The organism is Glutamicibacter sp. FR1 (assembly GCF_047300825.1).
GTDB classification, from domain to species: Bacteria; Actinomycetota; Actinomycetes; order Actinomycetales; family Micrococcaceae; genus Glutamicibacter; species Glutamicibacter nicotianae.
On sequence record NZ_CP178602.1, the window covers coordinates 1523642 to 1549020 of the forward strand.

A 25379-nucleotide genomic window follows, 5' to 3' on the forward strand; every position below is an offset into this window, starting at 1 on the left:
AAACCAACCAAAAGTCGATGCAACAGTGGGTGACCTAGGCGAGCAAGGCATCCTGGACGCGATCTTGCCGCTGCTTGATTCAGCGCAGGCAAGTCTCGGGCCGGGCGACGACGCGGGTGCGTTGAGGGTGAGCGGGAACGAAGTTCTCGTCTCGGTAGATACTCTGGTTGAAAACCAGGATTTTCGACTCCTCTGGCCCAGCGGGTTGGAACACAGTGCTTATGACATCGGTTGGAAGTCCATTGCCCAAAATGTTTCAGACATTAATGCGATGGGTGGTCATGCCACTGGCGCTGTGATTTCGTTGTCCCTGCCGAAGTCCACGTCCCTGGAATGGGTGAGGGACTTCAGCCGTGGCGTTGCCGAGGCTGTCGCGGAGCTTGGCGCCAAGGAACTGACGATTCTTGGGGGAGACCTCGGGAAGTCGCAGGAAATTTCCGTTACCACTACTGTTCTCGGTGAATGCGAGCATGGGAAGGTGCTGAGGAGCGGAGTCCGAGCCGGAGACCGCATAGCGGTGGCCGGACGTGTTGGCGCCGCCGGGGCAGGACTCTCTGTGCTTGAACACGAGCATGACAATCGACGTTGGAGCAGAGCAGTGCGCCGTCTGGTCCAGGCGCAGTGCCGTCCCATGCCGCCGTTGGAATCTGGGCCACGAGCTGCCGAAGCGGGTGCGACAGCCATGATGGATCTATCCGATGGGCTGATCCGCGACGCCGGGCGCATGGCCAAAGCCAGCCATGTGAATCTCGAGTTGGAATCTTCTGCTCTCCAGGACTTCGCGCTTCGACTGGAGGCTGCCTCAGAACTGACGGGCACCGATCCGATGTCATGGGTACTTTATGGTGGTGAGGATTTCGGACTCCTGGCAGCCTTCCCTCAGGGACTTGAAATCCCCGGAGAATTTACTGTCATCGGTGTTGCCAAGCCGGTCAATGGCCGTCGCGCGGTGGTGAAGGTCGATGGCAAGGTCGCAAAGCCTGAGACGGGCTTTGACCACTTCGCTTAGCTTCTTGGCACCTGATTCGTGTGTTGGCTATGCACGGTCATTTTGAACGCGCAGGAGTTCAGAAAGTTCGTGGGCGGCGCTTGCCACCGCTTCGTGGTGGATCTTGCCAGGTTGGCGGGTCAGCCGTTCAATCGGGCCCGATAAGGACAGAGCAGCGATGACGCGTCCGGACTGCCCGCGAACTGGTGCGGAAACCGAAGCGACGCCAGGCTCGCGTTCTCCCAGCGACTGGGCCCAACCGCGCCGGCGGACGCCTGCCAGGATTGTCGGCGTGAAGCGCGCGTGGTGCAATCCTTCCACCATGCGCTCATTGTCTTCCCACGCGAGCAGGATCTGGGCTGCCGAACCGGCCTTCATTGACAGTTGGGTTCCCACAGGAATGGTGTCGCGCAGGCCGATTGGACGCTCGGCGCTGGCTATGCACACACGGTAATCGCCCTGCTTGCGGAATATTTGCGTGCTTTCACCGGTGAGGTCGCGAAGCTTGATGAGCACCGGCCCGGCTGCGCTGACCAACCGGTCTTCACCGGCCGCGCTGGCGAGTTCCACCAGGCGGTTTCCCAGCTCAAAGCGGCCATGCATGTCGCGCCCAACTAACCCGTGATGGACCAATGATTGGGCAATGCGGTGCACCGTGGGGCGCGAAATTTCGGTGAATTCCACCAACTGGGAAAGGGAAGTGGGGCCATTCTCCAATGCATTGAGAATGGCTGCTGCCTTATCCAGTACGCCTACGCCGCTGCCTGTTGTCATGATTCAAGTATCACGTCTCATTATTTGAGATTCAAGTCCGCATACTGGAAAAGTCGCTCTGTGAAGTGTCAAAGTTGGAGTATCAATTGTTCGTAGCTTGAGGAGTGTGTCGCATGTCCGTCATGCAGTCGCCCCAGACGTTGGCAGAAAAAGTCTGGAATGCACATGTTGTGCGTCGAGGAGAAGGCGAAGGCGAAGCCCGCCAGCCGGACTTGATTTACATTGATCTCCACCTGCTGCATGAGGTGACCTCTCCGCAGGCCTTCGAAGGTCTGCGTCTCGCTGGCCGTCCGCTGCGTCGTCCAGATCTGACCATTGCGACAGAGGACCACAACACTCCGACGCTGGACATCGACAAGCCCATTGCCGACTTGACCAGCCGCACCCAGATCCACACCCTGCGCGACAACTGCAAGGAATTCGGCGTCCGCTTGCACTCCTTGGGCGACAAGGAACAGGGTATTGTCCACGTCGTGGGTCCGCAGCTGGGATTGACACAGCCGGGCATGACCGTTGTCTGCGGCGACTCGCACACTTCGACACATGGCGCCTTCGGCGCCCTGGCCTTTGGCATCGGCACCTCGGAAGTCGAACATGTCATGGCTACCCAGTCGCTGAGCCTGAAGCCGTTCAAGACCATGGCCATCAACGTCGAGGGCACCTTGAAGCCAGGCGTAACCTCAAAGGACATCATCCTCGCCGTGATTGCCAAGATCGGTACCGGTGGCGGCCAGGGTTACGTGCTGGAGTACCGCGGTTCGGCGATTCGCTCGCTGTCCATGGATGCCCGCATGACCATCTGCAACATGTCCATCGAGGCCGGTGCCCGCGCCGGTATGATTGCACCGGACGAAACGACGTTCGAATATGTCAAGGGTCGCCCACACGCTCCGGAGGGCGAAGATTGGGATGCCGCTGTTGCAGACTGGAAGCAGCTGCACACCGATGAGGGTGCACGTTTCGACGCTGAAGTCTTTTTGAACGCTGATGAACTCGAACCTTTCGTCACCTGGGGCACCAACCCTGGCCAGGGTGTCTCGCTGTCCGAGAATGTGCCTTCGCCAGAAGACTTCGAAGACGAAAATGACCGCAAGGCCTGCGAGCGAGCATTGACCTACATGGGACTTGAGGGCGGTACACCCATGAAGGATATCCGGGTGGATACCGTGTTCCTGGGATCCTGCACCAACTCCCGCATGGAGGATCTGCGGGCAGCCGCTGAGGTCATCAAGGGTAAGGAAAAAGACCCCAACGTCCGCATGATTGTGGTCCCTGGTTCGGCGCGAGTTCGCTTGGAAGCCGAAGCAGAAGGACTGGACCAGATTTTCAAGGACTTCGGTGCTGAATGGCGGTTCGCCGGCTGCTCCATGTGCCTGGGCATGAACCCGGACCAGCTGGCCGAGGGTGAGCGCTGCGCGTCCACCTCGAACCGCAACTTCGAAGGACGCCAGGGCAAGGGTGGACGCACCCATCTGGTTTCGCCACTGGTAGCCGCCGCTACCGCAATCCGTGGAACCCTCTCGTCGCCTAGCGACCTCGTCAACGCACCGGTTTCGGTCTAGGAAGGATCACCGTCATGGAAAAGATTGTCAGCCACACCGGTATTGGTGTTCCACTGCGGCAGAGCAATGTGGATACGGACCAGATTATTCCTGCCGTATACCTCAAGCGCATCACCCGCACCGGTTTTGAGGACGCGTTGTTTGCTGGGTGGCGACGGGATGAGAACTTCATCCTGAACCAGGAACCATTCAACACCGGCTCCGTACTGGTGGCGGGCCCCGACTTCGGCACCGGCTCCTCACGCGAGCACGCTGTCTGGTCCTTGAAGGATTACGGATTCAAAGCCGTGATCTCCTCGCGCTTTGCCGATATCTTCCGTGGCAACTCGGGCAAGCAGGGATTAGTTGCTGCCGAAGTTGCGCAAAGCGACATCGAGTTGATCTGGAAGGAACTGGAAAACAATCCAGGAACCACGGTGACCGTGGACTTGGAATCGCGTACGATTCACTGCGGTTCCATCTCCGCACCGTTCCAGATTGACGACTACACCCGCTGGCGCTTGATGGAAGGTCTGGATGACATCGGCCTGACCTTGCAACACGAGGACGATATCACCGCATACGAGGCCAAGCGCCCTGCTCACAAGCCGAGGACTTTGCCCGTACGCACTGCGGGCTAGCACCGAGTTCAAGGTAAATGGAATGGTCCGCTCATCCCTGGCGTTGTTAGGGGTGAGCGGACCATTGCGTTCCCAACGCAATGTTTTTCTGCAGGGCATCATGGCTCTGTCTGAAAGCATGCTCACAATGTGTGCGCCACGAGATGATCTGGGCGTACTGGGAGGTATAGAGGCGGTATGCTTACTTAGTCCTGCCAGTTCGAAAGCCTTGATGCTTCGGCGGGCGATAACGACTACGCGATGAGGTAATTCATACATGGGTAAGATCCTGACGATCCATGGTGGTGTTCCGCTAAAGGGCACCGTACGAGTCGGCGGAGCGAAGAACCTAGTGCCAAAAGCCATGGTCGCGGCTCTGCTGGGCGACAGCCCTTCGGTACTGCGCAACGTACCGGAGATCAAGGACGTAGCTGTTGTCCGCAGCCTGCTTGAAATCCACGGCGTCAAGGTGGACCAGGATCCCGACACCGGTGATCTCACCATGGACCCTACCCAGGTCAAGACCGCCTCGAACCAGGCCATTGATGCCCACGCGGGCGACTCGCGTATCCCCATTCTTTTCTGCGGACCACTGATCCATTCGCTGGGCGAAGCCTTCATCCCGGACCTGGGTGGCTGCCGCATCGGCGACCGCCCAATCGATTTCCACCTCGAAGTATTGCGCGACTTTGGCGCCATCGTGGACAAAACAGCCGACGGCATCCGCATTTCTGCCCCAAACGGGCTGACCGGCGCCAAGCTCGAACTGCAGTACCCGAGCGTTGGCACCACCGAGCAGGTGCTGCTTTCGGCCGTCCGCGCCAAGGGTGTCACCGAAGTCAGCAATGCAGCCATTGAGCCGGAAATCCTGGACCTCATCTCGCTGTTGCAGAAGATGGGCGCCATCATCTCGGTGCACCGCGATCGCGTGATCCGCATCCAGGGTGTTGAGAAGCTTTCGAGCTTCGACCACTCCGCTCTGCCAGACCGCAATGAAGCCGCATCTTGGGCCTCTGCCGCTCTGGTCACCAAGGGCGATATTTTCGTACAGGACGCCACCCAGCGTGATCTGACCGCTTTCCTGCACGTCTATCGCCAGATTGGCGGCGAGTTCGAGGTCAAGGCCGACGGCATCCGCTTCTACCACCCAGGCGGCGACCTTAATCCGCTGATCCTGGAAACCGATGTGCACCCGGGCTTCATGACCGACTGGCAGCAACCGCTGGTCGTTGCCTTGACCCAGGCCAACGGCGTATCGGTCATTCACGAAACCGTGTACGAGAACCGCTTTGGATTCACCGATGCGCTGGTTCGCATGGGATCCACTGTCCAGGTGCACACCGACTGCCTCGGATCCACCCCTTGCCGCTTCGGGCAGCGCAACTTCAAGCATTCAGCTGTTGTCGTAGGCCCCGCCAAGCTCACCGGTGCCGACATCGATGTACCGGATCTTCGTGGTGGATTTTCCCACCTGATTGCCGCGTTGGCTGCCGAAGGCACCAGCAAGGTCACTGGAATCGAGATCATCAACCGTGGCTACGAGCACTTCATGGAGAAGCTGCAGGCCCTGGGCGCAAACGTCGAGCTGAGCAACTAAAGGGGATCAGATTCGTGGTAAAGATTCTGGCCCCTGGTGAATCTGCAAGGACCAAGCGGGTTTTCTCGGTATTGGCGGGCGTTGTCCGTACTTCCATGAACGCTTTGATGGGCAAGACGTGGAAGGGTTTCGAGACGCTTCCGCAGGGCGGGTACATCCTCTGCCCCAATCACCTCACCGAAATCGATCCGCTGGTTGTAGGCCACGCTATTTACAGCAATGGCCGGCTGCCACGCTGGTTGGCCAAGGAGTCCTTGTTCAAGATTCCAGTGCTCGGCTGGCTGCTGCGCGAGACCGGCCAGGTACCGGTCTCACGCAGCGCATCCAACGCCGGTGAATCGCTGGCCGCGGCCAAGAAAGTGCTAGATGCCGGCGGTGTCATTGTCATTTACCCGGAGGGCACACTGACCCGCGACCCCAATTTGTGGCCAATGGTTGGACGGACTGGCGCCGCACGATTGGCTCTGCAAACCGGCGCACCAGTGGTGCCGATGGCACACTGGGGCGATCAGGAACTGCTGCCTCGCTATTCCAAGAAGATGTACCTGTTCCCGCGAAAGCACGTCACCGTGTCCGTCGGGCAGCCAGTGGATCTAGACGATCTTCGTGGAGGCCCGCGCACTCGTGCAGTGCTGCAGGAAGCCACAGATCGCATCATGGACGGAATCACTGCACTGACCGCAGAACTGCGCCAAGAAGAAGCGCCAGCTGTGCGTTGGGATCCCAGCAAGCACGGCCAGTCGAAGACTGGACGCAATTTCGATACCCCGGAAAATTAATTACTTTCATCATCACCTTCCAGAGGACTGACTTTGACTAAGCCGCTACCACGCAAAATCGCCGTCATGGGCGCTGGCAGCTGGGGGACCACCTTCGCCAAGGTGCTTGCCGATTCAGTTGCAGACAAGGGACTCGCGGTTCAAATTTGGGCACGTCGCGAAGACGCAGCCAATGAAATCAACGAACGCCATACCAATTCACGCTACCTGCGCGAAACCAAGCTTCCCGCCAACGTCACGGCATCATCGGATCCGCAGACCGTGCTTACTGGCGCCGACCTTGTGGTCTTGGCAATTCCCTCGCAGTCCTTGCGCCAGGAATTGGCGAAATTCAAGGAATTCTTTGAATTAGACGCCGTGCTGCTTTCGCTGATGAAGGGCCTTGAACGCGGAACCGACCTGCGCATGAGCCAGGTGATCGCGGAAGTGACCGGGCTGCCAGCTGAGCAGATTGCCGTGCTGTCCGGGCCGAACCTGGCCATGGAGATTGCGCGCGAGCAGCCCACCGCCTCTGTTGTTGCCTGCACAGATTCCGATATCGCGCAGTGGATCGCTGAGCTGTGCTCCGCTCCGTACTTCCGTCCCTACACGAATGATGATGTACTGGGCGTGGAGCTTGGCGGTATCGTCAAGAACATCATCGCGCTGGCCGTGGGCATGTGCGACGGCATGGGGATGGGCGATAATACCAAGTCCACAGTGATCACTCGCGGTTTGGCCGAGACCACTCGCTTGGTCCTCGCCCTGGGCGGCCGCTTGGATACCTTGGCAGGCCTGTCAGGTTTGGGTGACCTTGTCGCTACCTGTTCTTCCTCGCTCTCCCGCAACAATACCGCCGGACGTCTGCTTGGCCAGGGGCTCTTCTTGGAGGAGGTCAATGATCGCATGTCGCAGACCGCGGAAGGCATCAAATCAGCACGTGCCGTATTCGACCTTTCCCGAGCCCACAACGTGGAAATGCCGATTACCGAAGCAGTGGTGATGGTCCTGGAAGGCACCTTGAGCGTTGAGAACATGGCCGCACGCCTGTTGTCGCGTGAATTGAAATCCGAAGGAGAACGCCACTAATGACTGAACGCAAGCTACGCGTCCTCTTGCTCTTCGGAGGCCGTTCCTCAGAACACTCCGTTTCCTGCGTGACCGCTGCCGGCGTCATGCACGCCATCGACCGTGAACGCTTTGAAATCGTTCCGGTAGGGATCACCCGCGACGGAGGCTGGACCCTGCTGGATGAAGATCCGGAAGGCTGGGCTCTGAACACCGGCAAGCTGCCGGAGATTTCCTCGGTGGATCATCCGGTGCACCTGTCCACCGACGCGCAGAAGACATCATTGCTGTCCTACTCGGATTCCGCTGTGGCGGACCTGGGCGAGATCGACGTGGTCTTCCCGTTGCTTCATGGTCCATTCGGTGAAGACGGGTCAATCCAGGGCATGCTTGAAATGGCAGGCGTGTCCTATGTGGGCTCGGGTATCGCAGCCAGTGCGATGGGCATGGACAAGCACTACATGAAGGTGGTTTTCGAAGGGGCCGGCTTCAAGGTGAGCCCGTACGAAGTCATCACCAACAAGCAGTGGCTGCGCGATAGCGAAGCTGCCATGAAGCGTTGCGAAAACCTGCAGTACCCGTTGTTCGTCAAGCCGGCCCGCGCAGGGTCTTCAGTAGGCATCACGAAGGTTGATGATCCGTCCGAGCTGCGTGCTGCTATTGAGATCGCACGGGCCGAAGATCCCAAGGTGATCATCGAGCAGGGGATCGTCGGGCGGGAAATCGAATGCGGCGTTCTTGAAGGCCGCGGCAGTGGACCATCGCGCGCTTCATTGCCAGGAGAAATTGCGGTGGCGGACAACCAGCACACCTTCTATGATTTCGAAGCCAAGTACGTTGATGGAGCGGCGGCCGAGCTCAGCTGCCCTGCAAACTTAAGCGATGAAGCCACGCGCGAAATCCGTGAGCTGGCAGTCAAGGCGTTTGACGCCATCGACGCAGAAGGCCTATCCCGAGTTGATTTCTTCTACACTCCCGAAGGTGAGTGGATCATCAATGAAATCAACACCATGCCCGGCTTTACTCCGTCCAGCATGTACCCGCAAATGTGGGCGAAGACGGGAATTGAGTACCGGGAACTCATTGATGAGCTGATTGCCCTGGCGACCGAGCGGAACATCGGTTTGCGCTAGGCCAACGAGCATTGGTGGAACCTCGGGGTGTGTTGAGAATTCAGCACACCCCGAAACTTTTGTCGACGAGTTACTTACAAGTTCACTGACTTGTCAACGCTGACGCACTTCTTGGAAGCTGGGATCTTCTGTGCAGCATCTGAAAGTGTCGCCAAGACTGTGCTCGATGGAATGACGTTCGGATCGAGGATAACTTCGGTTGCCGGGGTCCGGCCATAAGTGGTCAAGGTCCAGATGCTTGTTGCTGCGTCCTCATGCGCTACCCAATCAACGTCATTCACCGATACGCAAGGATCTGTGGTCGGCCCGGGGACTTCTACACCGCAACGAAGGACAACTTTGGACGGATCGCCCCAGGCTGCCGTTGATTGGGACGTTGTGCTACGGCGTTCAGCGTCATCGATGGCTTCGGGCAGGACAACCATCATTTCTGCGCACAGTGGGTTGGCCGCGTCTGGGGCAGCATCAACGGAAGCAACTGAAGCACAACCTGCAAGTAATGGAAGCAAAAGAGCACCGCTCATCACCAAGGCCGAACTTTGGACAAGTTTTCGGTTAAGGTTTGGTGACGGTCGCGCTTTCGAACTGATTTTAGACACGTTATAAGCCTACATGGGCAGTCTGAAAGATAAGATGTACAGAGTTGAAACTGTGAAAGGTAGCAAATGTCATTTGAAGAGCATCCAGTGCGACCGCGAAAGAAGAAGCGCACGGGTCGAGCCATCGTCTTAAGTGTGCTTGCCCTTGTGGTGGTCGCTGGACTCGTCGCCGGCGGTTACCTCTGGAACCTCGGCCGAACCTTCGACTCCGAAAGCCAGACGATTACCAACGCTTTCCCTGCGGAAGAAACTCGTCCTGAGGTCAAGGAAGAGTCCAAGGACGCGGTGAACATCTTGCTGCTTGGCAGTGATACTCGAGCAACGCGTGACACGGATGAGGACAGCGAGGAATTCGGTACCTTGCCCAATGGCGGTCGCTCGGACACCATGATGCTGGTTCACATCCCTGCAGACCGCAAAAACGTGTTTGTCACCTCAGTCATGCGTGACACCTGGCTTGATATTCCGGGCGTAGGCACGGCAAAAATCAACCGTGCATTCGCTAGCGGTGGAGTGCCGAAGGCCGTTGAGACCCTCGAAGGTCTCTTTGGAGTTCGCATTAATCACGTGGCGTCCATCGATTTTGAAGGATTCAAGGGACTGACAGATGCTGTCGGGGGAGTGACCGTCAATAACCCTCGTGCTTTCAAGCAGTCGATTGTGAATGGCATGTACTTCCCAGAAGGCGTGCAGACACTGAATGGCGAACAGGCTCTGGCGTTCGTGCGCGAACGCAAGTCCTTCCCGGGCAGCGACTACCAGCGCGTCAAGAACCAGCAGCTTTTCCTCAAGGCGTTGCTGGGACAGTTGATGTCCAAAGAAACCCTGACCAACCCCGGCAAGGTTTCCGAAGTCGTTTCCCAAATCGCCCCGTTCATCGCAGTTGACGAAACACTGGACGCTGCCAAGGTTGCTTCCTATGCCTCGTCCATGCTGGACTTGCGTCCAAGCGACATGGAATTCTTCACGCTTCCAAACAAGGGCCCGGGACGTTCCGCCGACGGCCAGTCCATTGTCATTCCTGATATGGATGTGATCGAGAAGTTTGGCCAAGCACTGCAAGAAGACAAGATGGCAGAGTTCGTAGAAACTACTGACTTGTCTCGCTAATTCCACCGAAGGACCGAACTTTCCATGACTCCCCAAAAACTCGATACCTCAGTGCGTGCCATCAGGGAATGGCTAGCACGGAGCGTCAAGAGTCTCGGGAACCACTCCGACCGGCTGAACGCTATCAATGTATTCCCTGTTGCTGACGGCGACACAGGTAGCAATCTGTATCTGACGGCGCGGGCCGGTCACGATGCGGTGAGCAAGTTGGAAAGCGACGATATCGGTGGCTTCTTGGAAGTTGCCGCGCGTGCTTCGATGGAATCGGCGCGCGGCAATTCCGGCACCCTGTTGGCTGTTTTCCTTAGCGGCCTTAGTGAACCGTGGAGCGGATGCGAACGGCTTACTGCGCCACTTTTGGCGCTGGGACTTGAACGTGCCAAGGTGCGCTCCTGGTCGGCGTTGAGCGAACCGGTCGAGGGCACCATGCTTTCGGTGATCAATGCCATCGCTTTGGCCGCAGGATCGACTCTTGCACACCTGAAGATCGATTTGGAAAGCCGCGCAGCGTTGGACTCCGTCTTGACCCAGATGAGCCAAGCGGCCCGATTGGCAGTGAAGGGCACCGAAACAGAGCTACCGTCCCTCGTGGAAGCCGGTGTGGTAGATGCTGGTGCAGTTGGCATGTTGATCATCATCGATGAACTCTGCGCTGCCATTCGAAGCGACGACACTGATTTCGATTCATACGAGAATTTCCATGGCTATCAGGTTCAAGATCCCCATATTCATCTGAACAAGGACAATGAGACTGGTGTAGAAGTGATGTGCACCGTAGCTCTGGATGCTTTGGGTGCCGCTACTCTGCGCGGACAACTGGATTCAATGGGCAATTCAGTGATCATGTCGCCAGTTAATCAGTTGGAGGAAGACACCTACAGATGGCGCGTTCACGTCCACGTTCCTGATGCCGAACCGGCACTGGAACTCATAAGAAAACACGGTGACCCGGTGAATATCAGTGTCACTGACCTGTGCACCCACGATGGCTGAAACAACGCTTACTTCGTTTGAGAGTGCAGAGCTCTCAGCATTCCTGGGAAAAAAGAACTCCACCGCGCTGGAAAAGGCATTCGGCTATACGACGGTGGGGGAGTTCTTATGGCATTTTCCGCGTCGATATGTTGAAGTAGGCGAGCTCACCCCGATTTCAGAGCTTCCCTTCGATGAGCACGTTACAGTTGTCGCCCAGGTTGTCAACGTCAGCCAGCGGCAGATGCACTCGCGGCGCGGTTTCATTTTCGAAGTGACCGTCAGCGACGAGCTCAGCGCAGGCGGCCAAGAGCTGAAGATGACCTTCTTCAATGGCTATCAAGCACGGACAGATCTGCACATTGGAACGATCGCGATGTTCAGCGGCAAGGTCGGTTGGTACCAGGACCACCTGCAGTTGAGCCAGCCTGAGTACGCGATCCTGGATGAGGCATCGCAGGCAGATCCACGTCCAATTCCGATCTATCCTGCTTCGGCAAAGATGCCCAACAAGCGCATCCGGGATCTGATGGGTCTGTTGCTGGAGCACTTCACAGATCAGAAGCTTCCTGAGTTTCTTCCAAGGGAACTTCTTCGCACGCATCATTATCCACAACGCCATCAAGCGTTCTTGGATCGCCATTTCCCCAAGGAAATCAAGTACGCCTACGTCGCTCGACAGCGCTTTGCCTTTGAAGAAGCATTTATGCTGCAGTTGGCGTTAGGCGAACGCGGGCGCCAGCTGGGCGCGCAGAAGGCCATTGCTCGCCCACCGGCGCCGGGCCGCTTAGCTGACAAATTCGATGCCCAGCTGCCGTTTAGCTTGACCGAAGACCAGCTTGTCGTCGGTGAACAAATTTCCAAGGACCTGGAGCAGGCGCATCCAATGCATCGCTTGCTGCAGGGCGAAGTCGGCTCCGGCAAGACGGTTGTCGCGCTACGGGCCATCTTGCAGGTGATCGATGCCGGAGGACAAGCTGCACTCCTAGCACCGACAGAAGTCCTGGCCGCACAACACTACGCCTCGATCAAGAAGATGCTTGGCAAGCTCGCTGAACCTGGGCTTTTCGGCGAAGGCGAAGGAACAGGCGTTGAGCTTCTCACCGGGTCGGCAAAAAGTGCCCATCGCCGTGAAGCATTGCTGGGTATTGCCAGCGGTGAGACTGGACTGATTATTGGTACGCATGCCCTCTTGAGCGACCATGTGCAGTTTGCAGATCTCGGCCTCGTCGTCGTGGACGAACAACATCGATTTGGTGTTGAGCAGCGCGACGCATTGAGGTCTAAAGCAGTCGACTCGGTTCCTCATACCCTGGTCATGACTGCTACTCCGATACCGAGAACCGTCGCCATGACCGTATTCGGCGATTTGGACACCTCCACAATTAAACGCTTGCCCGCCGGCCGCGCCCCGATCCACACGCATATCGTGCCAATGCAGCTGACCGGTTTCCGCGACAGGCTATTCACCAGAATTGCTGAAGAAGTGGAGAAGGGCCACCAAGTATATGTCGTGTGCCCAAGAATTTCGGACACAGCCGCGGAACAAGGCGTTCTTCTGGCGTCCTATGAAGAATCCTCCGGTCAGCCCATGAGTGTAGAAGCCATGCAGGAGATGCTCGCTGGGATGCCTGAATTCGCTGGGATACGCACCGAGGCGTTGCACTCGCAATTAGATGCGGCAGACAAGCAGGCAACCATGGATTCCTTTGCCCGTGCTGAAATTGACGTGCTGATTTCCACGACAGTCATTGAGGTTGGCGTTGACGTCCATAACGCGACATTGATGGTGATCATGGATGCTGAGCGCTTCGGCATCTCGCAACTCCATCAGCTGCGCGGTCGAGTAGGCCGTGGCGGACTGCCTGGTACGTGCCTCATGACGACATGGCTGGACGCGGACCATCCGTCGGTTGGACGCTTGAAGACCATCGAGTCAACCATCGACGGTTTTGAGCTAGCCGAGGCAGACTTGGCTGAACGCAAAGAAGGAAATATCTTGGGTGTTCAGCAATCAGGCAGCCGGTCGACGTTGCGGGAACTGAGCATCAGCAAGGATCGCTCGCTTATTGAGCAGGCGAGAACCGATGTGGGCAGGCTTCTTGCCAATGCCAACTGGGGAAGCAACTATCCGGGGCTCCTGAGCGCAGCCGGGAATTGGCTTGATGAGTCCACTAAAGAATTTTTGAATAAGAACTGATTGAAGGTATTGCTAGGCAATGAGCCGTATTATCGCTGGAGCTGCCGGCGGGCATCCACTGAAGTCCGTACCAGGTGATGCAACGCGCCCGACAACGGATCGTGTCAAGGAAGCCCTATTCTCCCGCTTGGATAGCTGGGATATTCTTGTCGGCGCCCGAGTGCTGGATCTCTTCGCAGGTTCGGGGTCGCTGGGAGTCGAGGCGGCCAGTCGCGGTGCGCGGCAGGTTGTTCTGGTAGAAAAAGCCCCTAAAGCGGTTTCTGTTTGCCAGCAAAACGCGTCACTGGTGAACAAGGTGTTGAAGGCCAATAGGGTGACAGTACAGCGGGGAACCGTTGATAGTGCCCTAGACGGCTATTACAACGCAATTTCGGGCGTGCCCAGCAAGACCTTTGACATAGTCTTGCTGGATCCCCCCTACCCGCTGACTGAAGAAGAACTGGCTGTCACCCTCGAGAAAATATCCAGAATCCTGGCTGAGGATGCCACAGTCATTGTGGAGCGTTCCGGACGCTCACCGGAACCTACATGGCCAAGCACCATGGAGAAGTTTGCCGACAAGAAATACGGCGAAACGCAGCTATGGTTTGCAGAACCCATCTAGATCCATTGAATGGCGAATTTCTGACGGGTACGGTCCCGCTTCCTGGCACTGGAGTATTTGGTCATCGGTGAAGTGTTGGCGCGACGCTGTGAGAATCAAGTTCCCGGGGAAGCGCTTGGTAAACATTTCCGGGCTTGAACTCAACATCACGAACTCAAAGCTGGAGTTTGCCGCCTCGACTTGGGTGCAAGTGAAATTCAACGGCGGATCATCGCCGATATTCACGAAGAGCAATCCGTCATTGGCCAAAGAGTTCTTGAGTTCCGCGTAATAGTCCGCCGTAGTCAGGTGTTCTGGTGCTTCCGGACCAGAGAAAATATCCAAGACGATGACGTCAAACTTTTCACCGGCCAGTTGTTCGGCAAGTACACTCCTCGCATCGGCGACGATCGGTGACAAGTAGCAGCCATCAGGCAACGGGAGATGCGTGAGAACGAAATCAAGAAGTTCGCGCTCAATGTCTACAGCCACGTGGGTACTCGATGGGTAAACCACACTCGCCCAACGGGCCAAGGTCAATGCGCCTGCACCTAGATGAAGCATCTTCAATGGGCGAATTTCTGGGCGCAAGACCTTCAGATGGTTAGCTATGCGTGCGAGATACTCGTAGAACACTTCTTCCGGATGGGAAAGATTCACATGGGATTGAGGCGCATCGCCGATCGCTAGTATTTTTGACCCGGGGATCAAATCATCGTCGTAAATAGTGGCGTGTTCCTGGATGAATCCGAGCCACCGTTTAGCAGGCTTGCGCGTCATTGGGAAAGCAACCTTGGCAGGAGACGCAAGTGCTCGACGGCATCGGCAATGACCTCACGCTTCTTGCAGAAGGCGAAACGCAACAGTCCTTGGTAGTCTTGCTGATTCTCGGGATGGACAAAGGCAGACATCGGAATCGCAGCTACGCCTACGCGCTCGGGCATCATGCGCGCTACTTCAGCAGCGTCGTTCAGATCAAAGCTGCGTACGTCAGCAACCAAGAAGTAGGTGCCCTTTGGACGTATAACCGGGATCCCAGCTTGTTCCAGGCCTGATGCGAGAATTTCTCCCTGCTGTCCTAAATCAGCAGCGAAGCGTTCGAAAAATGCATCAGCAAGATTCAAGGCTTGTGCGACAGCAGGTTGGAACGCAGGGCCCGAGGAATAGGTAAGGAACTGTTTTACCGTACGGACGGCTGTGATCAGTTCGCTGGGTCCGGTTGCCCATCCAACTTTCCAGCCGGTAAAGGAGAAGGACTTGCCTGCCGAAGAAATGGTGATGGTTCGTTCGAATCCACCTGGCAAGCTCGCGATCGGAACATGCCGTACGCCAAAAGTGAGGTGTTCATAGACCTCGTCGGAGATGATGATGCAGTTGTGCTGATGTGCTAGAGAAATGATTTCCTGGAGCACCGAAATATCTAGAACTGTGCCCGTTGGATTGTGGGGATTGTTCACGACGATTACACGGGTCTTGTCTGTGACCGCACGTCGAAGGTCATCCATATCCGGCTCGAATTTCGGAGCCTTGAGCTGAACGACCTTATGCACTGCATTGGCCAACCCGATCATGGCCGCATAGGAATCGTAATACGGTTCAAAGGTCACCACTTCATCGTCAGGTTCCAGGAAGGCAAGTAAGGAAGCAGCGATAGCTTCGGTAGCGCCAGTCGAAACTACGACCTCGGATTCGGGGTCCAGGTTCAATGAATAAAAGCGCTCCTGGTGGGCAACGATGGCTTCGCGGAGCGAAGGAGTTCCTGAACCGGGCGCATATTGGTTAGCGCCATTCTGGATCGCATCGATAGCAATTTTCTTGATTTCTTCGGGCCCTTCGGAATCCGGGAATCCTTGCCCAAGGTTAATTGCCCGATGATCGTTCGCCAGACCCGTGATTTCTTCGAAGATGGTCACTCCCGGCCGGCCAGTGGAATCTAGTAGGTTGGCACCGTAAGCGGTCCGTTGCCATGGAGAGTACTCAATGCTCATGGTTCCATTATCGTCTTGTGTATAGGCGAGCATGGGCATTAAGTCATTGAATCTTTACGAGACATTCATACCAGTTCGCTGAATTGGCGAGAGTTCTTGATAGATTCAGATCATGCGAAGAGCGGTATGCCCGGGTTCTTTTGACCCAATTCACAATGGACACGTCGAGATCATTGCGCGCGCAGCGAGCCTTTTTGATGAGGTGATCGTGGCTGTGTCTACGAATTACTCCAAAAAGTACCGCTTCAGTGAAGAAGAACGCGTAGCGATGGTTGAGGAAACTGTTGGGGGACTGCGTGGGGTTTCCGCTGTTCCTATGGGGCAAGGCCTGCTGGCTGATTTCTGCAAGGAGCAGGGCGCCGAGGCAATCGTCAAGGGATTGCGCAGCACTGTTGACTACGCATACGAAATTCCCATGGCCACGATGAATCGGCATCTGACTGGAGTTGAAACTGTCTTCCTTCAGGCCGATACGCGCTACACGCATTTGTCATCTTCGTTGCTCAAGGAAGTACAGGCACTTGGTGGGGACGTTGACGAGTACTTCCCGCGGGCTGTTATCAAGAGACTCACTCATCCATAGGTCGTTGCGCATAGCTATCGCGAACGACCAATCCGAAGATAGGGAATTTAACTTTATGTCTACCTCTCGCTCCATCACCAAAGCAGTCATTCCGGCAGCCGGTTTAGGGACACGTTTTCTTCCTGCGACAAAAGCAATGCCCAAGGAGATGCTCCCAGTTGTAGACAAGCCAGCAATTCAATACGTTGTCGCCGAAGCCGCTCGCGCAGGGCTGAATGATGTCTTGATGATTACCGGCCGAAACAAGCGCGCACTCGAAGACCACTTTGACCGTGTCCCGTCGCTTGAAGCGACCCTAGAAGCGAAAGGCGACGCGAACAAGCTTGCGTTGGTGCAAGACGCCACCGCATTGGGGGATATCCATTACGTGCGGCAACGTGATCCGCGAGGGTTGGGCCATGCCGTTTTATGTGCTGAGCAACATGTGGGCGATGAGCCATTCGCGGTACTTCTTGGTGACGACTTGATCCATGAAGATGATGATCTGCTTTCCTTCATGATTGAAGTCCAGAAGCAGACTGGCGGTTCAGTAATTGCATTGATGGAAGTCGATCCAAACCAAATAAGTGCTTACGGATGTGCCGATGTAGCCCGCGTAGCGAATGCTGACTATGTCAAAGTGAATGGATTGGTGGAAAAACCGAGCATTGACGAAGCACCCAGCAATCTAGCTGTTATCGGCCGTTATTTACTGCATCCTCGTGTATTCGAAATCTTGAAGCACACTGCTCCAGGACGGGGCAATGAAATTCAGTTAACTGACGCACTCCAGGAGTTGGCAACTGCCGACGGTGAGGGCTCTGGTGTCCACGCTGTAATTTTTAGAGGTCGACGTTACGACACAGGGGATAAATTGAGTTATCTGCAAGCGAACATCACCCTTGCTGTCGAGAACGAAGAACTCGGAGGGGAACTTAGAATCTGGCTAAAAAGCTTCGTCGAAACGCTCGAAGACTAGCTACTGACCTAGGCTACTCAGGATAATCACATTTATCTTGGGTAGTCTTTTTCATTGCGCGAAGTCACCTCGGCTGCCGTTGGCTTTTGGGGATCGTTGCCCGGTGGAGTAGGAAAGAGAAAAGTGCAAGACCAGGATTCAGTCTTTACGTCGCGGAGTGCGCGAACTAAATCTGAACGTCGGAAGAAGAAACGAACCCAAAGCATCGTCGTGTCTGTAGTTGCAGTGCTACTGGTTGCAGTACTCAGCGCAGGCTATGTGTTATTCGATTTGCAACGTCAGTTCAACGCAAAATCTAACACCGTAGCATTGGGTTTTTCAGACGCCGAGGAACAGGCCCGCCCCGTAAAGGATCAGGACGACAAGTCCCTGAATATTCTGTTGCTGGGTGTCGACCATGCCGATGAAGATACAGCTGAATCCGCTGCTTTGAATGAGGCAGTATCGCAGCGGAGCGATTCGATGATGCTTGTCCATATCCCGGAGGACCGCTCTCAGGTGTTCATCATGTCGATGGTTCGAGACATGTACGTGGAGATTCCCGGCCACGGAATGAACAAGCTCAACGCCGCAATATCGCTTGGCGGAGTTCCACTGTTGATGCAAACAATCGAAGGAATTTTTGAGACCAAGCTGGATCATGTAGCCATGGTTGATTTCGAAGGATTCCGAGAACTGTCAACGGCTTTAGGCGGAGTAACTGTAAATAACGAAATCCCTTTCACCGCGAATGATACTGACTACTTCTACCCTGTAGGTGACATCAAGCTGGAAGGCGACCGGGCGCTTCGATATGTCCGAGAACGGAAGTCGTTTACCAATGGTGACTACCAACGTGTTGCGAATCAACGCAAATTCATCGCTGCAGCTGTCAACCAGGTACTTTCATCAGAAACACTGGCTAACCCGGTTAAGCTTTACGACATCGTCGACAAAGTTTCTCCTTATCTGACTTTTGACGACAGCTTTGATGCTGCAACCGTGGTTGGACTAGGCTTGCAACTCAAAAACGTGGACACAGATAATATGGCGATGTTCACGATGCCAACCGCAGGCGCATCGATGAGTGCGGATGGGCAATCAATAGAATTGGCTAGCGAACTCGCCATCACTCAAATTAGCGAAGCGTTGCAAAACGACACGATGGCTGATTACCTTCGTGAGAACCCGCCGGAAACACCATGATCGGGTGATGTGGGATGAACTACATCATGCTGAGGTGAGAAAGCCAGAAGAACAGCTCTCCATCTACTAGACTTTGAACATCTATGCTTAGCCGATAATGCATCAAGAAGCATTCGAACAAGAGGACATAATTCGCATGACAGTTGCAGAGGAGGCCGAAAAGTACGGCTTGCACCGAGTAGGTGCACGACCGACGTTGGCTAACTATCTGAAGCAGACATGGCAACGCCGCGAGTTCATTTATGAGCTGGCTAAAGCACGTGTGCAATCCCAGAACCAGCGAAATCGCTTGGGGATGGTTTGGATTGTTATCAAACCTACTTTCAACGCTCTGGTGTATGGATTCGTCTTTGGCATTTTGCAGGGCGGGGCACGAGGCGTCGATTACCCGGTTTACATCGTGGTCGGTGTCTTCCTTTTCGAATTTTTCTCTACGTCGATGAACGGGGGAGCTAAGTCCATAACTGGTAATTCGTCTTTAGTTCAATCACTGGCGTTCCCTCGACTATCTTTGCCGGTCGCGCAGGTCACGCAGAACTTGCTTACGCTGATGCCGATGCTCGCAGTTATGTTCATTTACGCGCTAATTCTGGGCACCAGCCCTAAATGGACTTGGTTTGGAATTGTGCCGATACTTGCAGTCTTTACTGTTTTTAACCTAGGAGTCGCCTTAATCTGTGCGCGTATCACTGTGCACGTCCGTGACTTCTCGAACGTGCTACCAATGATTGGCCGGGTACTGTTCTATACTTCCGGAGTCCTTTTCAGTGCAGAGCGACTACTCAATCAATGGCCATGGATGATTGCAATTTTCGATGTGCATCCGATTTATCAGACTCTTCAGTTAGCTCGTGGCTTCATTATGGATCATGCTGAATACGACCCGCAGGCATGGTGGGTTATAACCGTGTGGGCGGTAATAACGCTTATTGTCGGGCTGATCTTCTTCTGGAAGGCTGAGGAAAGGTACGGACGTGCGAATTAGTTTCGATGATCTGATTAACCCGCAGTTGCATCCCGAGTACGAGCCAGCGCCTATTTTTTCTGACGATACCTCGTTTATCGATGTAGTGACGCCTGACCAAGTCGAATCCAAGTCCATCAATGTGGATTCGTCGAGGCAGCCTGTCGTAATTGTCGATAATTTGCATGTCAAGTATGAGGTGTTCGCGAGCGGGAAGGCGATTGGAAACGCCGGCGCTCGTCGCCTACTTCAACCAAAGCTCAAGGGCGTGCGCACCGTTCATGCCCTAAAGGGGATTTCTTTTGTTGCGTATGAAAATGAATCTATTGGTGTAGTCGGCTCGAACGGGTCGGGCAAATCCACTTTGCTTAGGGCGATTACCGGGCTGACGCCACCTTCGGAAGGTGCGGTCTATGCTCGTTCCCGTCCCAGCCTACTTGGCGTTGGTGCTGCCTTAATCCCTGATCTTTCGGGGGATAAAAACATCACACTTGGTGGATTAGCGCTTGGTTACAGCCGAGCGGAAGTTGAGAAGATGCGCGAAGACATAACCAAATTTGCGGAGCTGGAAGAGTTCATCGACCTTCCAATGCGAACGTACTCTTCTGGTATGGGTGCAAGACTCAAGTTCGCAATTGCCGCATCCAAAAAACATGACATTCTCATCGTTGATGAGGCTCTTGCCGTAGGTGATGCAAAGTTCCGGAAGCGCAGCGAAGCTAAAATCCGCGAGATCCGAGACAGCGCGGGTACCATCTTCAATGTTTCACATTCGATGAATTCGATTAAGGAGACCTGCGATCGCTGCATTTGGATTGAAAAGGGTGTCCAAATGATGGATGGCGACACGGCCTCAGTAACAAAGGAATATCAGAAATTCTTGAAAGCGAAAAAGTAAGGCCGGCATGACTCAACTTCCAGGCGTTTCCTACGTCATGCCTGTGCTGAACGAAGCTGCGTACCTCGAAGAAGCAGTTGGTTCGATTTTGGGGCAAGAATATTCTGGCGAGAAGGAACTTGTACTAGCTTTGGGTCCTAGTACTGACGCATCAAACGATGTTGCCGAACGTCTCGCTGATGCTGACGCGCGAATTACTCTGGTTCATAATCCTCTAGGTAGAACACCTATCGGTCTCAATTTGGCAATCAAGGCTTCCACTATGCCGATTGTTGTTCGTGTTGATGCCCATAGTGAGCTGCCGTCGAACTACACGCGGCGAGGAATCGAGACCCTTTTCCGTGCGAATGCGCACGATGTTGGGGGACTGATGGACGCCAAAGGGCGCACAGCCGTCCAGCGGGGGATTGCAGCTGCCTATCATTCGAAGTTCGGATTCGGCGGGCCGGCCTATCACTCAGGCGCGCCCGAGGGACCAGCTGAATCTGCGTACCTTGGTATCTTCCGTCGCGAAGTATTCGACGAAGTCGGTTTTTATAATGAGGAATTGTGGCGTGCCCAAGACTGGGAACTCTGTCTGCGAATTCGACAGGCAGGCCACACCGTTTGGTTCGATCCGGAACTAAAGGTCGGCTATTACCCACGTGATAACTTCAAGTCTCTAATGAGCCAGTCGATGGCCTCGGGTACCTGGAGGGCTGAAATTGCTCGACGTTTCCCGGAAGGGAAATCGTTGCGCCATGATGTTCCACCACTCTTGCTCTTGGGCGTCGCGACAGGATTGGCAGCAACCGTCATTGAACCGCTGGTTCGTCAAGATGTACCACCCCAGGTTCGAGTAGCTCTGAACCTGGCGAAAGCTGTCCCTGCCATGTACGCCGCGATCGCTTTGGCTGCTGGACTGGCAAGCAACGCGACGGGCCTGAGAGACAAGCTGTTGGCAACGTGTGCTTTCCCAGCCATTCATTTGCCTTGGGCCGTCGGATACCTCAAAGGTCGCATATTCGGAGCATCCGGCACCGTCGATAAGGGACGTGTGAAGTAGTCATGGCCGAACGTCCTAATAACCCAACGCTTGACCAGTTGCGAGCCGTCTGCCAACCTCCGGAAGTTCGTGCGCGAAAAAATGCCGAGCACTGGACCGCTGAACTGTACCTGCGTCATATCTCGATTTACCTCACCGCAGCGCTGGTACGAACGCGAATCAGCGCCAACGGAGTTACCGGGTTGATGATCCTTGCCGGCTGGGGGATGTCTGTAGCGCTATTGATCCCTGGCATCTGGGGGCCGCTGCTGGCAGTGCTCCTGTCTCAGGTCCAGTTGTATTTCGACTGCTCTGACGGAGAAGTCGCTCGCTGGAGGGGAACGCAATCTCCACGCGGTATCTTCATGGACATGGTTGGACACCACACAACTGAGGCGTTGATTCCAATTGCCTTGGGGTACCGAGTCTTCACGGAACTCTCGACAGAGAAGTCAACTGTCGAGCAGGCGTGGCCAACATTGTTCATGGCCGCTTGTCTGTCGGTGCTTCTGGTCCTGAATCGTTCGCAGTCGCTCATGGTTCATGCAGCTCGAGGCATGGCTGGGCTTGGAAAATTGCCGGATACGGCTGCCGCCAGATCTGTTCCAACAACGTCACTCGTAGGAAAATTGCGTTCGCTGGCTCGCTTCTTGCCATTCCATAAGCTCCTGCACGCTGTAGAACTGTCGCTGATCATTCTCGGATGCTCGATTATCTCCATGATTGCGGGTGCACCGGGAATTGCTGAAAAATGGATGATATGGATCCTATTGCCTGCTTGCGTCCTCGTGAACATCGGGCATTTCCTGTCCAACATGGCCTCATCCCGCCTCAAGGCATAGTTTGACCGTATTGCCTGTATCCCACCGCCTCAGAGGACAAATGCCTGCAGAGATTAAGCCGACTATCGGTGTAGTTGTGTTGACCATGGGTAACCGCCCGATTGAACTCCAGCGCGCCTTGGAATCTTTGCTAGCCCAACGATCAGTGTCGATTGATGCTGTTGTTGTCGGTAACGGGTGGGATCCAACGGATATCCCGGAAGGCATCAAAACTCATTTTCTTCCGGAAAATTTGGGCATTCCTGCCGGCCGGAATGCCGGAGTTGATCAGGTACAAGGTGAGTACCTGTGCTTCCTTGACGACGATTCCTGGTTCATTGATGACGATTTCTTGATCACGGCTGTTGAGCGATTCAAACATTATCCCCGCATGGGGCTGTTGCAGCCGCGTATCACAGACCCGGCGCATGAAGAGCAGAATCCAAGACGCTGGATTCCTCGTTTGAAAAAACGTACGGCAGTAGAACCAAGCAAGGTTTTCCATGTGGGGGAAACCTGCTTGGTTACCACCCGCGAAATCTTTGATGCCACAGGTGGCTGGGCAGGGGGGTTCTGGTACGCGCATGAAGGCATTGAACTCGCTTGGCGCGTTTGGGATACCGGTACTTACGTCTGGTATGCCGGCGATATGCAGATCGGCCATCCGATCGTGGACCCTCGACGCCACGACGAATTTTATCGTTTGAATGCCCGCAACCGGGTATGGCTGGCCCGCCGTAATTTGCCACTGCCGCTGCGTTGGATTTATCCAACATCCTGGATGCTGATTGAGTGCTTGCGGCTTCGCCATAGTAAAAGTGCCGTGGCTCAATATTTGGCAGGATGGCGTGCGGGATGGTCCGGCAGTCCCTGGTACCGGGAGCCACGGCCTAAACTGAGATGGAAAACAATTGTTCGCATGACCCTCGCGGGCCGCGCGCCAATTATCTAATGACAAATCCAAGTGAGCGCTACCAGCCGAGCGCGAAATACTTGTACCTTACTTCGAGAGGGATCTATGACTAAAACTGTGTTGACGTACGGAACTTTTGACCTGTTCCATATCGGTCACCTGAATATCCTGAAGCGTCTCAAGGAAAAGGGCGACCGCCTGATTGTTGGCGTATCCACGGATGAATTCAACGCCATCAAAGGCAAGAAGCCTGTAGTTCCATTCGAACAGCGCCTTGAGATTGTCCAGGCGATCAAGTACGTAGACCTCGCCATTCCTGAAGAGAACTGGGAACAGAAACGTACTGACATAAAGAAGTATGATGCCAAGGTATTCGGCATCGGAGAGGACTGGAAGGGCAAGTTTGACGACCTTGGCGATGAAGTCGAAGTTGTCTACCTTCCACGTACCTCCGGTATTTCGACCACCGAAATGAAGCGCGTCCTGAGCGAGTTTGATGAGCGACATGTCACGTCGTTAAAGAACACACTGGACACTTTAAGCCAGATCGTGAAGGAACTGAGCTAGTAAACTCATTTAGTTGTAAGTTTCTGTTTTCGAGGTTTCAAGGTAAACATGGCTAGCGAGCACATCACAGACTCCATTAAGTCCAGCGTAAAAGACGCCCTGCGAAAGGTGGGTCGGCGTCCGGAAGCCAAGCGGATTTCCCGCTTAATGGGGTTATCCGGGCGTTCTTCGGCCAATGTGAATGTTGGCGTGTCCAATATTCCCGTACCAGGATCTGTCGCGGTCTACTTCGGTGATGGTGCGGACAAGATCTACCAAGTAGCTCAATGGTTGCCTGTGCTTGAAGAATTGCACGAAAAAGAAGAAGTTCTCCTGGTCTTCCGTACACTGAGCGCATTTAAAGCGGCTGAGAGAATTACTGATCTGCCAAAGATCTATGTACGTAGGTTGACTGATTTGATGGATCTATATGATGACAATGACCTGAAGCTGGTCATCTACACCAATAATTCGAGAACGAACTTCCAATCACTTGATCACCCAAGACTAGTCCACGTGCATGTCAACCACGGTGAGAGCGACAAACTCTCCATGGTTTCCAATAAGGCCAAAGCCTATGACAAGGTATTTGTAGCGGGCCCAGCAGCCATCAAGCGTCACGAGGCAATGCTGATTGACTTCGATTTCAACAAATTGGAAGTCACTGGTCGTCCGCAGCTGGATATCGACTTCGAACTCGAACTGGATCCAAGCGACAAACTCGATGTTATGTATGCGCCGACGTGGGAAGGCGAGAACGAGGACAACAACTACACCTCGTTGGACAAATATGGTGTAACCATTGTCGAGTCTTTGCTGGAAAACCCAGCTTGGCGTGTCATCTACAAGCCTCACCCGCGGATCCAGACCAGCAATACACCTGGTGTTGCCCAGTCTCACGCACGTATATTGCAGATGATCGAATCTGCCAACGAGGCTGGCGGAGAGCACGTGATTTCGGAACAGGGCAATATCTTGGCCATGTTTGAATCTACCGACGCGTTAATTACCGATGTTTCCAGCGTGGGATTGGACTACTTGTACCTTCACCCGGAGAATCCACTCGTCATTTCCGACCGACGCAGCAACCGTGAAATTCTTCACCGCGACGCTCCCGTTGCCCAGGCCTGCCATGTAGTGGACCGCGACAGCGTGATGAATATTCGAGCCTTACTCAATGATGCGTTGACGCATGACAGCCACAAGGACCAGCGTATTGAAATGCGCCAATTCTACTTTGGAGACCTAAATCGGGGCGATTCGACCAAGAGGTTCCAGCATGTAGTTCAGCAGTTGATTGCCGAGCGTCAAGGAAAACTGGAGAATTTCCGGGGCTGGCACAGCTAGAGTTCCGTAAATTCCTCGATCCCAATTCGTACCTTGCGAATTGGGATCGATTGCTTTTAAGCACAAGTTGCTGGCACGACCTCATTGCAGGACCGCTGTGACCTTTTGCAAGCGACTGTGGTGGTTTCAAACCGATTTGTGAGCGTTCGGGCGGTAATCTTTACTGTGGATCACATGAAAGCGTGGACACTGCACGTTGGTGTTGGTGT

General features: G+C 54.8%; 25 protein-coding genes. 21 read left to right on the top strand and 4 right to left on the bottom strand.

Annotated features, from left to right (window positions below):
* The first annotated feature begins 64 nt into the window (after positions 1-64).
* Positions 65-1009, top strand: coding sequence for a thiamine-phosphate kinase (gene thiL, locus ACLQ8T_RS07385; RefSeq protein WP_413456233.1), 945 nt, complete (start codon positions 65-67; stop codon positions 1007-1009).
* Positions 1010-1036: 27 nt separating this feature from the next.
* On the opposite strand, the gene ACLQ8T_RS07390 is transcribed toward thiL, so the two are convergent.
* The gene (locus ACLQ8T_RS07390) at positions 1037-1762 is read right to left on the bottom strand and encodes an IclR family transcriptional regulator (protein ID WP_413456234.1); all 726 of its coding nucleotides are present in this window, start codon (positions 1760-1762) and stop codon (positions 1037-1039) included.
* A 122-nt stretch (positions 1763-1884) separates the two neighbouring features.
* Here ACLQ8T_RS07390 and leuC point away from each other — a divergent pair, with 122 nt between their 5' ends.
* From leuC to ACLQ8T_RS07420, 6 genes are all read left to right on the top strand, one after another.
* Positions 1885-3324 carry a 3-isopropylmalate dehydratase large subunit gene (gene leuC, locus ACLQ8T_RS07395; RefSeq protein ID WP_413456387.1) on the top strand — a complete coding sequence of 480 codons (1440 nt, stop codon included), beginning with the start codon at positions 1885-1887 and terminating at the stop codon, positions 3322-3324.
* A gap of 14 nt (positions 3325-3338) precedes the next feature.
* A complete protein-coding gene (leuD, locus tag ACLQ8T_RS07400; protein WP_413456235.1) occupies positions 3339-3944 on the top strand; it encodes a 3-isopropylmalate dehydratase small subunit in 606 nt (201 codons plus the stop codon).
* Between the two features lie 256 nt (positions 3945-4200).
* Positions 4201-5520 (top strand): UDP-N-acetylglucosamine 1-carboxyvinyltransferase, encoded by a 1320-nt coding sequence (murA, locus tag ACLQ8T_RS07405; RefSeq protein ID WP_413456236.1) that lies wholly within the window; start codon positions 4201-4203, stop codon positions 5518-5520.
* 95 nt (positions 5521-5615) lie between these two features.
* A complete protein-coding gene (locus ACLQ8T_RS07410; protein ID WP_413456388.1) occupies positions 5616-6299 on the top strand; it encodes a lysophospholipid acyltransferase family protein in 684 nt (227 codons plus the stop codon).
* Between the two features lie 66 nt (positions 6300-6365).
* Positions 6366-7367, top strand: a complete 1002-nt coding sequence (locus ACLQ8T_RS07415; protein WP_413456389.1) for an NAD(P)H-dependent glycerol-3-phosphate dehydrogenase — start codon at positions 6366-6368, stop codon at positions 7365-7367.
* The gene (locus tag ACLQ8T_RS07420; RefSeq protein WP_413456237.1) at positions 7367-8479 is read left to right on the top strand and encodes a D-alanine--D-alanine ligase family protein; all 1113 of its coding nucleotides are present in this window, start codon (positions 7367-7369) and stop codon (positions 8477-8479) included. The genes ACLQ8T_RS07415 and ACLQ8T_RS07420 overlap by 1 nt, the downstream gene beginning before the upstream one ends.
* Positions 8480-8553: 74 nt before the next feature.
* On the opposite strand, the gene ACLQ8T_RS07425 is transcribed toward ACLQ8T_RS07420, so the two are convergent.
* Positions 8554-9003, bottom strand: a complete 450-nt coding sequence (locus ACLQ8T_RS07425; protein ID WP_413456390.1) for a DUF3515 domain-containing protein — start codon at positions 9001-9003, stop codon at positions 8554-8556.
* Positions 9004-9144: 141 nt separating this feature from the next.
* On the opposite strand from ACLQ8T_RS07425, the gene ACLQ8T_RS07430 reads away from it, so the two are divergent.
* From ACLQ8T_RS07430 to rsmD, 4 genes are read left to right on the top strand one after another with little or no spacing between them, the layout of a single operon-like run.
* Complete coding sequence (locus ACLQ8T_RS07430) at positions 9145-10188, top strand: LCP family protein (RefSeq protein WP_413456238.1); 1044 nt, start codon at positions 9145-9147, stop codon at positions 10186-10188.
* Between the two features lie 24 nt (positions 10189-10212).
* Entirely contained in the window at positions 10213-11181 is a 969-nt protein-coding gene (locus tag ACLQ8T_RS07435) for a DAK2 domain-containing protein (protein WP_413456239.1), read from the top strand.
* Positions 11174-13360, top strand: coding sequence for an ATP-dependent DNA helicase RecG (locus tag ACLQ8T_RS07440; protein WP_413456240.1), 2187 nt, complete (start codon positions 11174-11176; stop codon positions 13358-13360). The genes ACLQ8T_RS07435 and ACLQ8T_RS07440 overlap by 8 nt, the downstream gene beginning before the upstream one ends.
* Before the next feature lie 19 nt (positions 13361-13379).
* Complete coding sequence (gene rsmD / locus ACLQ8T_RS07445; RefSeq protein WP_413456241.1) at positions 13380-13964, top strand: 16S rRNA (guanine(966)-N(2))-methyltransferase RsmD; 585 nt, start codon at positions 13380-13382, stop codon at positions 13962-13964.
* Here rsmD and ACLQ8T_RS07450 read toward each other — a convergent pair.
* Both ACLQ8T_RS07450 and ACLQ8T_RS07455 read right to left on the bottom strand, forming a co-directional pair.
* A complete protein-coding gene (locus ACLQ8T_RS07450; RefSeq protein ID WP_413456242.1) occupies positions 13941-14723 on the bottom strand; it encodes a spermidine synthase in 783 nt (260 codons plus the stop codon). The two genes, rsmD and ACLQ8T_RS07450, sit on opposite strands and share 24 nt — an antisense overlap.
* Positions 14720-15931 (bottom strand): aminotransferase class I/II-fold pyridoxal phosphate-dependent enzyme, encoded by a 1212-nt coding sequence (locus ACLQ8T_RS07455; RefSeq protein ID WP_413456243.1) that lies wholly within the window; start codon positions 15929-15931, stop codon positions 14720-14722. Before ACLQ8T_RS07455 ends, ACLQ8T_RS07450 begins: the two co-directional genes overlap by 4 nt.
* A gap of 112 nt (positions 15932-16043) precedes the next feature.
* Here ACLQ8T_RS07455 and coaD point away from each other — a divergent pair, with 112 nt between their 5' ends.
* From coaD to ACLQ8T_RS07505, 10 genes are all read left to right on the top strand, one after another.
* On the top strand, positions 16044-16514 hold the full coding sequence (gene coaD, locus ACLQ8T_RS07460; RefSeq protein ID WP_128470436.1) for a pantetheine-phosphate adenylyltransferase: 471 nt from the start codon (positions 16044-16046) through the stop codon (positions 16512-16514).
* A gap of 55 nt (positions 16515-16569) precedes the next feature.
* A complete protein-coding gene (gene galU / locus ACLQ8T_RS07465) occupies positions 16570-17472 on the top strand; it encodes a UTP--glucose-1-phosphate uridylyltransferase GalU (RefSeq protein ID WP_413456244.1) in 903 nt (300 codons plus the stop codon).
* 210 nt (positions 17473-17682) lie between these two features.
* A complete protein-coding gene (locus ACLQ8T_RS07470; RefSeq protein WP_413456245.1) occupies positions 17683-18657 on the top strand; it encodes an LCP family protein in 975 nt (324 codons plus the stop codon).
* Between the two features lie 136 nt (positions 18658-18793).
* Positions 18794-19642, top strand: coding sequence for an ABC transporter permease (locus ACLQ8T_RS07475; RefSeq protein WP_413456246.1), 849 nt, complete (start codon positions 18794-18796; stop codon positions 19640-19642).
* Between the two features lie 85 nt (positions 19643-19727).
* Positions 19728-20519, top strand: a complete 792-nt coding sequence (locus ACLQ8T_RS07480) for an ABC transporter ATP-binding protein (RefSeq protein WP_413456391.1) — start codon at positions 19728-19730, stop codon at positions 20517-20519.
* 7 nt (positions 20520-20526) lie between these two features.
* Positions 20527-21564 carry a glycosyltransferase family 2 protein gene (locus ACLQ8T_RS07485; protein ID WP_413456247.1) on the top strand — a complete coding sequence of 346 codons (1038 nt, stop codon included), beginning with the start codon at positions 20527-20529 and terminating at the stop codon, positions 21562-21564.
* Positions 21565-21566: 2 nt separating this feature from the next.
* Entirely contained in the window at positions 21567-22385 is an 819-nt protein-coding gene (locus tag ACLQ8T_RS07490; protein ID WP_413456248.1) for a CDP-alcohol phosphatidyltransferase family protein, read from the top strand.
* A 40-nt stretch (positions 22386-22425) separates the two neighbouring features.
* Positions 22426-23316 (top strand): glycosyltransferase family 2 protein, encoded by an 891-nt coding sequence (locus tag ACLQ8T_RS07495; RefSeq protein ID WP_413456249.1) that lies wholly within the window; start codon positions 22426-22428, stop codon positions 23314-23316.
* A 66-nt stretch (positions 23317-23382) separates the two neighbouring features.
* Positions 23383-23844 (top strand): adenylyltransferase/cytidyltransferase family protein, encoded by a 462-nt coding sequence (locus tag ACLQ8T_RS07500; protein ID WP_121866717.1) that lies wholly within the window; start codon positions 23383-23385, stop codon positions 23842-23844.
* Positions 23845-23892: 48 nt separating this feature from the next.
* The gene (locus ACLQ8T_RS07505; RefSeq protein WP_413456250.1) at positions 23893-25170 is read left to right on the top strand and encodes a CDP-glycerol glycerophosphotransferase family protein; all 1278 of its coding nucleotides are present in this window, start codon (positions 23893-23895) and stop codon (positions 25168-25170) included.
* Positions 25171-25379: the final 209 nt, after the last annotated feature.

Excerpts from the sequence above, each read along its gene's own strand:
- ACLQ8T_RS07390 (WP_413456234.1), bottom strand. The coding sequence starts at position 1,762 with ATGACAACAGGCAGCGGCGTAGGCGTACTGGATAAGGCAGCAGCCATT.
- leuC (WP_413456387.1), top strand. The coding sequence starts at position 1,885 with ATGCAGTCGCCCCAGACGTTGGCAGAAAAAGTCTGGAATGCACATGTT.
- leuD (WP_413456235.1), top strand. The coding sequence starts at position 3,339 with ATGGAAAAGATTGTCAGCCACACCGGTATTGGTGTTCCACTGCGGCAG.
- murA (WP_413456236.1), top strand. The coding sequence starts at position 4,201 with ATGGGTAAGATCCTGACGATCCATGGTGGTGTTCCGCTAAAGGGCACC.
- ACLQ8T_RS07410 (WP_413456388.1), top strand. The coding sequence starts at position 5,616 with ATGAACGCTTTGATGGGCAAGACGTGGAAGGGTTTCGAGACGCTTCCG.
- ACLQ8T_RS07415 (WP_413456389.1), top strand. The coding sequence starts at position 6,366 with ATGGGCGCTGGCAGCTGGGGGACCACCTTCGCCAAGGTGCTTGCCGAT.
- ACLQ8T_RS07420 (WP_413456237.1), top strand. The coding sequence starts at position 7,367 with ATGACTGAACGCAAGCTACGCGTCCTCTTGCTCTTCGGAGGCCGTTCC.
- ACLQ8T_RS07425 (WP_413456390.1), bottom strand. The coding sequence starts at position 9,003 with ATGAGCGGTGCTCTTTTGCTTCCATTACTTGCAGGTTGTGCTTCAGTT.
- ACLQ8T_RS07430 (WP_413456238.1), top strand. The coding sequence starts at position 9,145 with ATGTCATTTGAAGAGCATCCAGTGCGACCGCGAAAGAAGAAGCGCACG.
- ACLQ8T_RS07435 (WP_413456239.1), top strand. The coding sequence starts at position 10,213 with ATGACTCCCCAAAAACTCGATACCTCAGTGCGTGCCATCAGGGAATGG.
- ACLQ8T_RS07440 (WP_413456240.1), top strand. The coding sequence starts at position 11,174 with ATGGCTGAAACAACGCTTACTTCGTTTGAGAGTGCAGAGCTCTCAGCA.
- rsmD (WP_413456241.1), top strand. The coding sequence starts at position 13,380 with ATGAGCCGTATTATCGCTGGAGCTGCCGGCGGGCATCCACTGAAGTCC.
- ACLQ8T_RS07450 (WP_413456242.1), bottom strand. The coding sequence starts at position 14,723 with ATGACGCGCAAGCCTGCTAAACGGTGGCTCGGATTCATCCAGGAACAC.
- ACLQ8T_RS07455 (WP_413456243.1), bottom strand. The coding sequence starts at position 15,931 with ATGAGCATTGAGTACTCTCCATGGCAACGGACCGCTTACGGTGCCAAC.
- coaD (WP_128470436.1), top strand. The coding sequence starts at position 16,044 with ATGCGAAGAGCGGTATGCCCGGGTTCTTTTGACCCAATTCACAATGGA.
- galU (WP_413456244.1), top strand. The coding sequence starts at position 16,570 with ATGTCTACCTCTCGCTCCATCACCAAAGCAGTCATTCCGGCAGCCGGT.
- ACLQ8T_RS07475 (WP_413456246.1), top strand. The coding sequence starts at position 18,794 with ATGACAGTTGCAGAGGAGGCCGAAAAGTACGGCTTGCACCGAGTAGGT.
- ACLQ8T_RS07485 (WP_413456247.1), top strand. The coding sequence starts at position 20,527 with ATGACTCAACTTCCAGGCGTTTCCTACGTCATGCCTGTGCTGAACGAA.
- ACLQ8T_RS07490 (WP_413456248.1), top strand. The coding sequence starts at position 21,567 with ATGGCCGAACGTCCTAATAACCCAACGCTTGACCAGTTGCGAGCCGTC.
- ACLQ8T_RS07495 (WP_413456249.1), top strand. The coding sequence starts at position 22,426 with ATGCCTGCAGAGATTAAGCCGACTATCGGTGTAGTTGTGTTGACCATG.
- ACLQ8T_RS07500 (WP_121866717.1), top strand. The coding sequence starts at position 23,383 with ATGACTAAAACTGTGTTGACGTACGGAACTTTTGACCTGTTCCATATC.
- ACLQ8T_RS07505 (WP_413456250.1), top strand. The coding sequence starts at position 23,893 with ATGGCTAGCGAGCACATCACAGACTCCATTAAGTCCAGCGTAAAAGAC.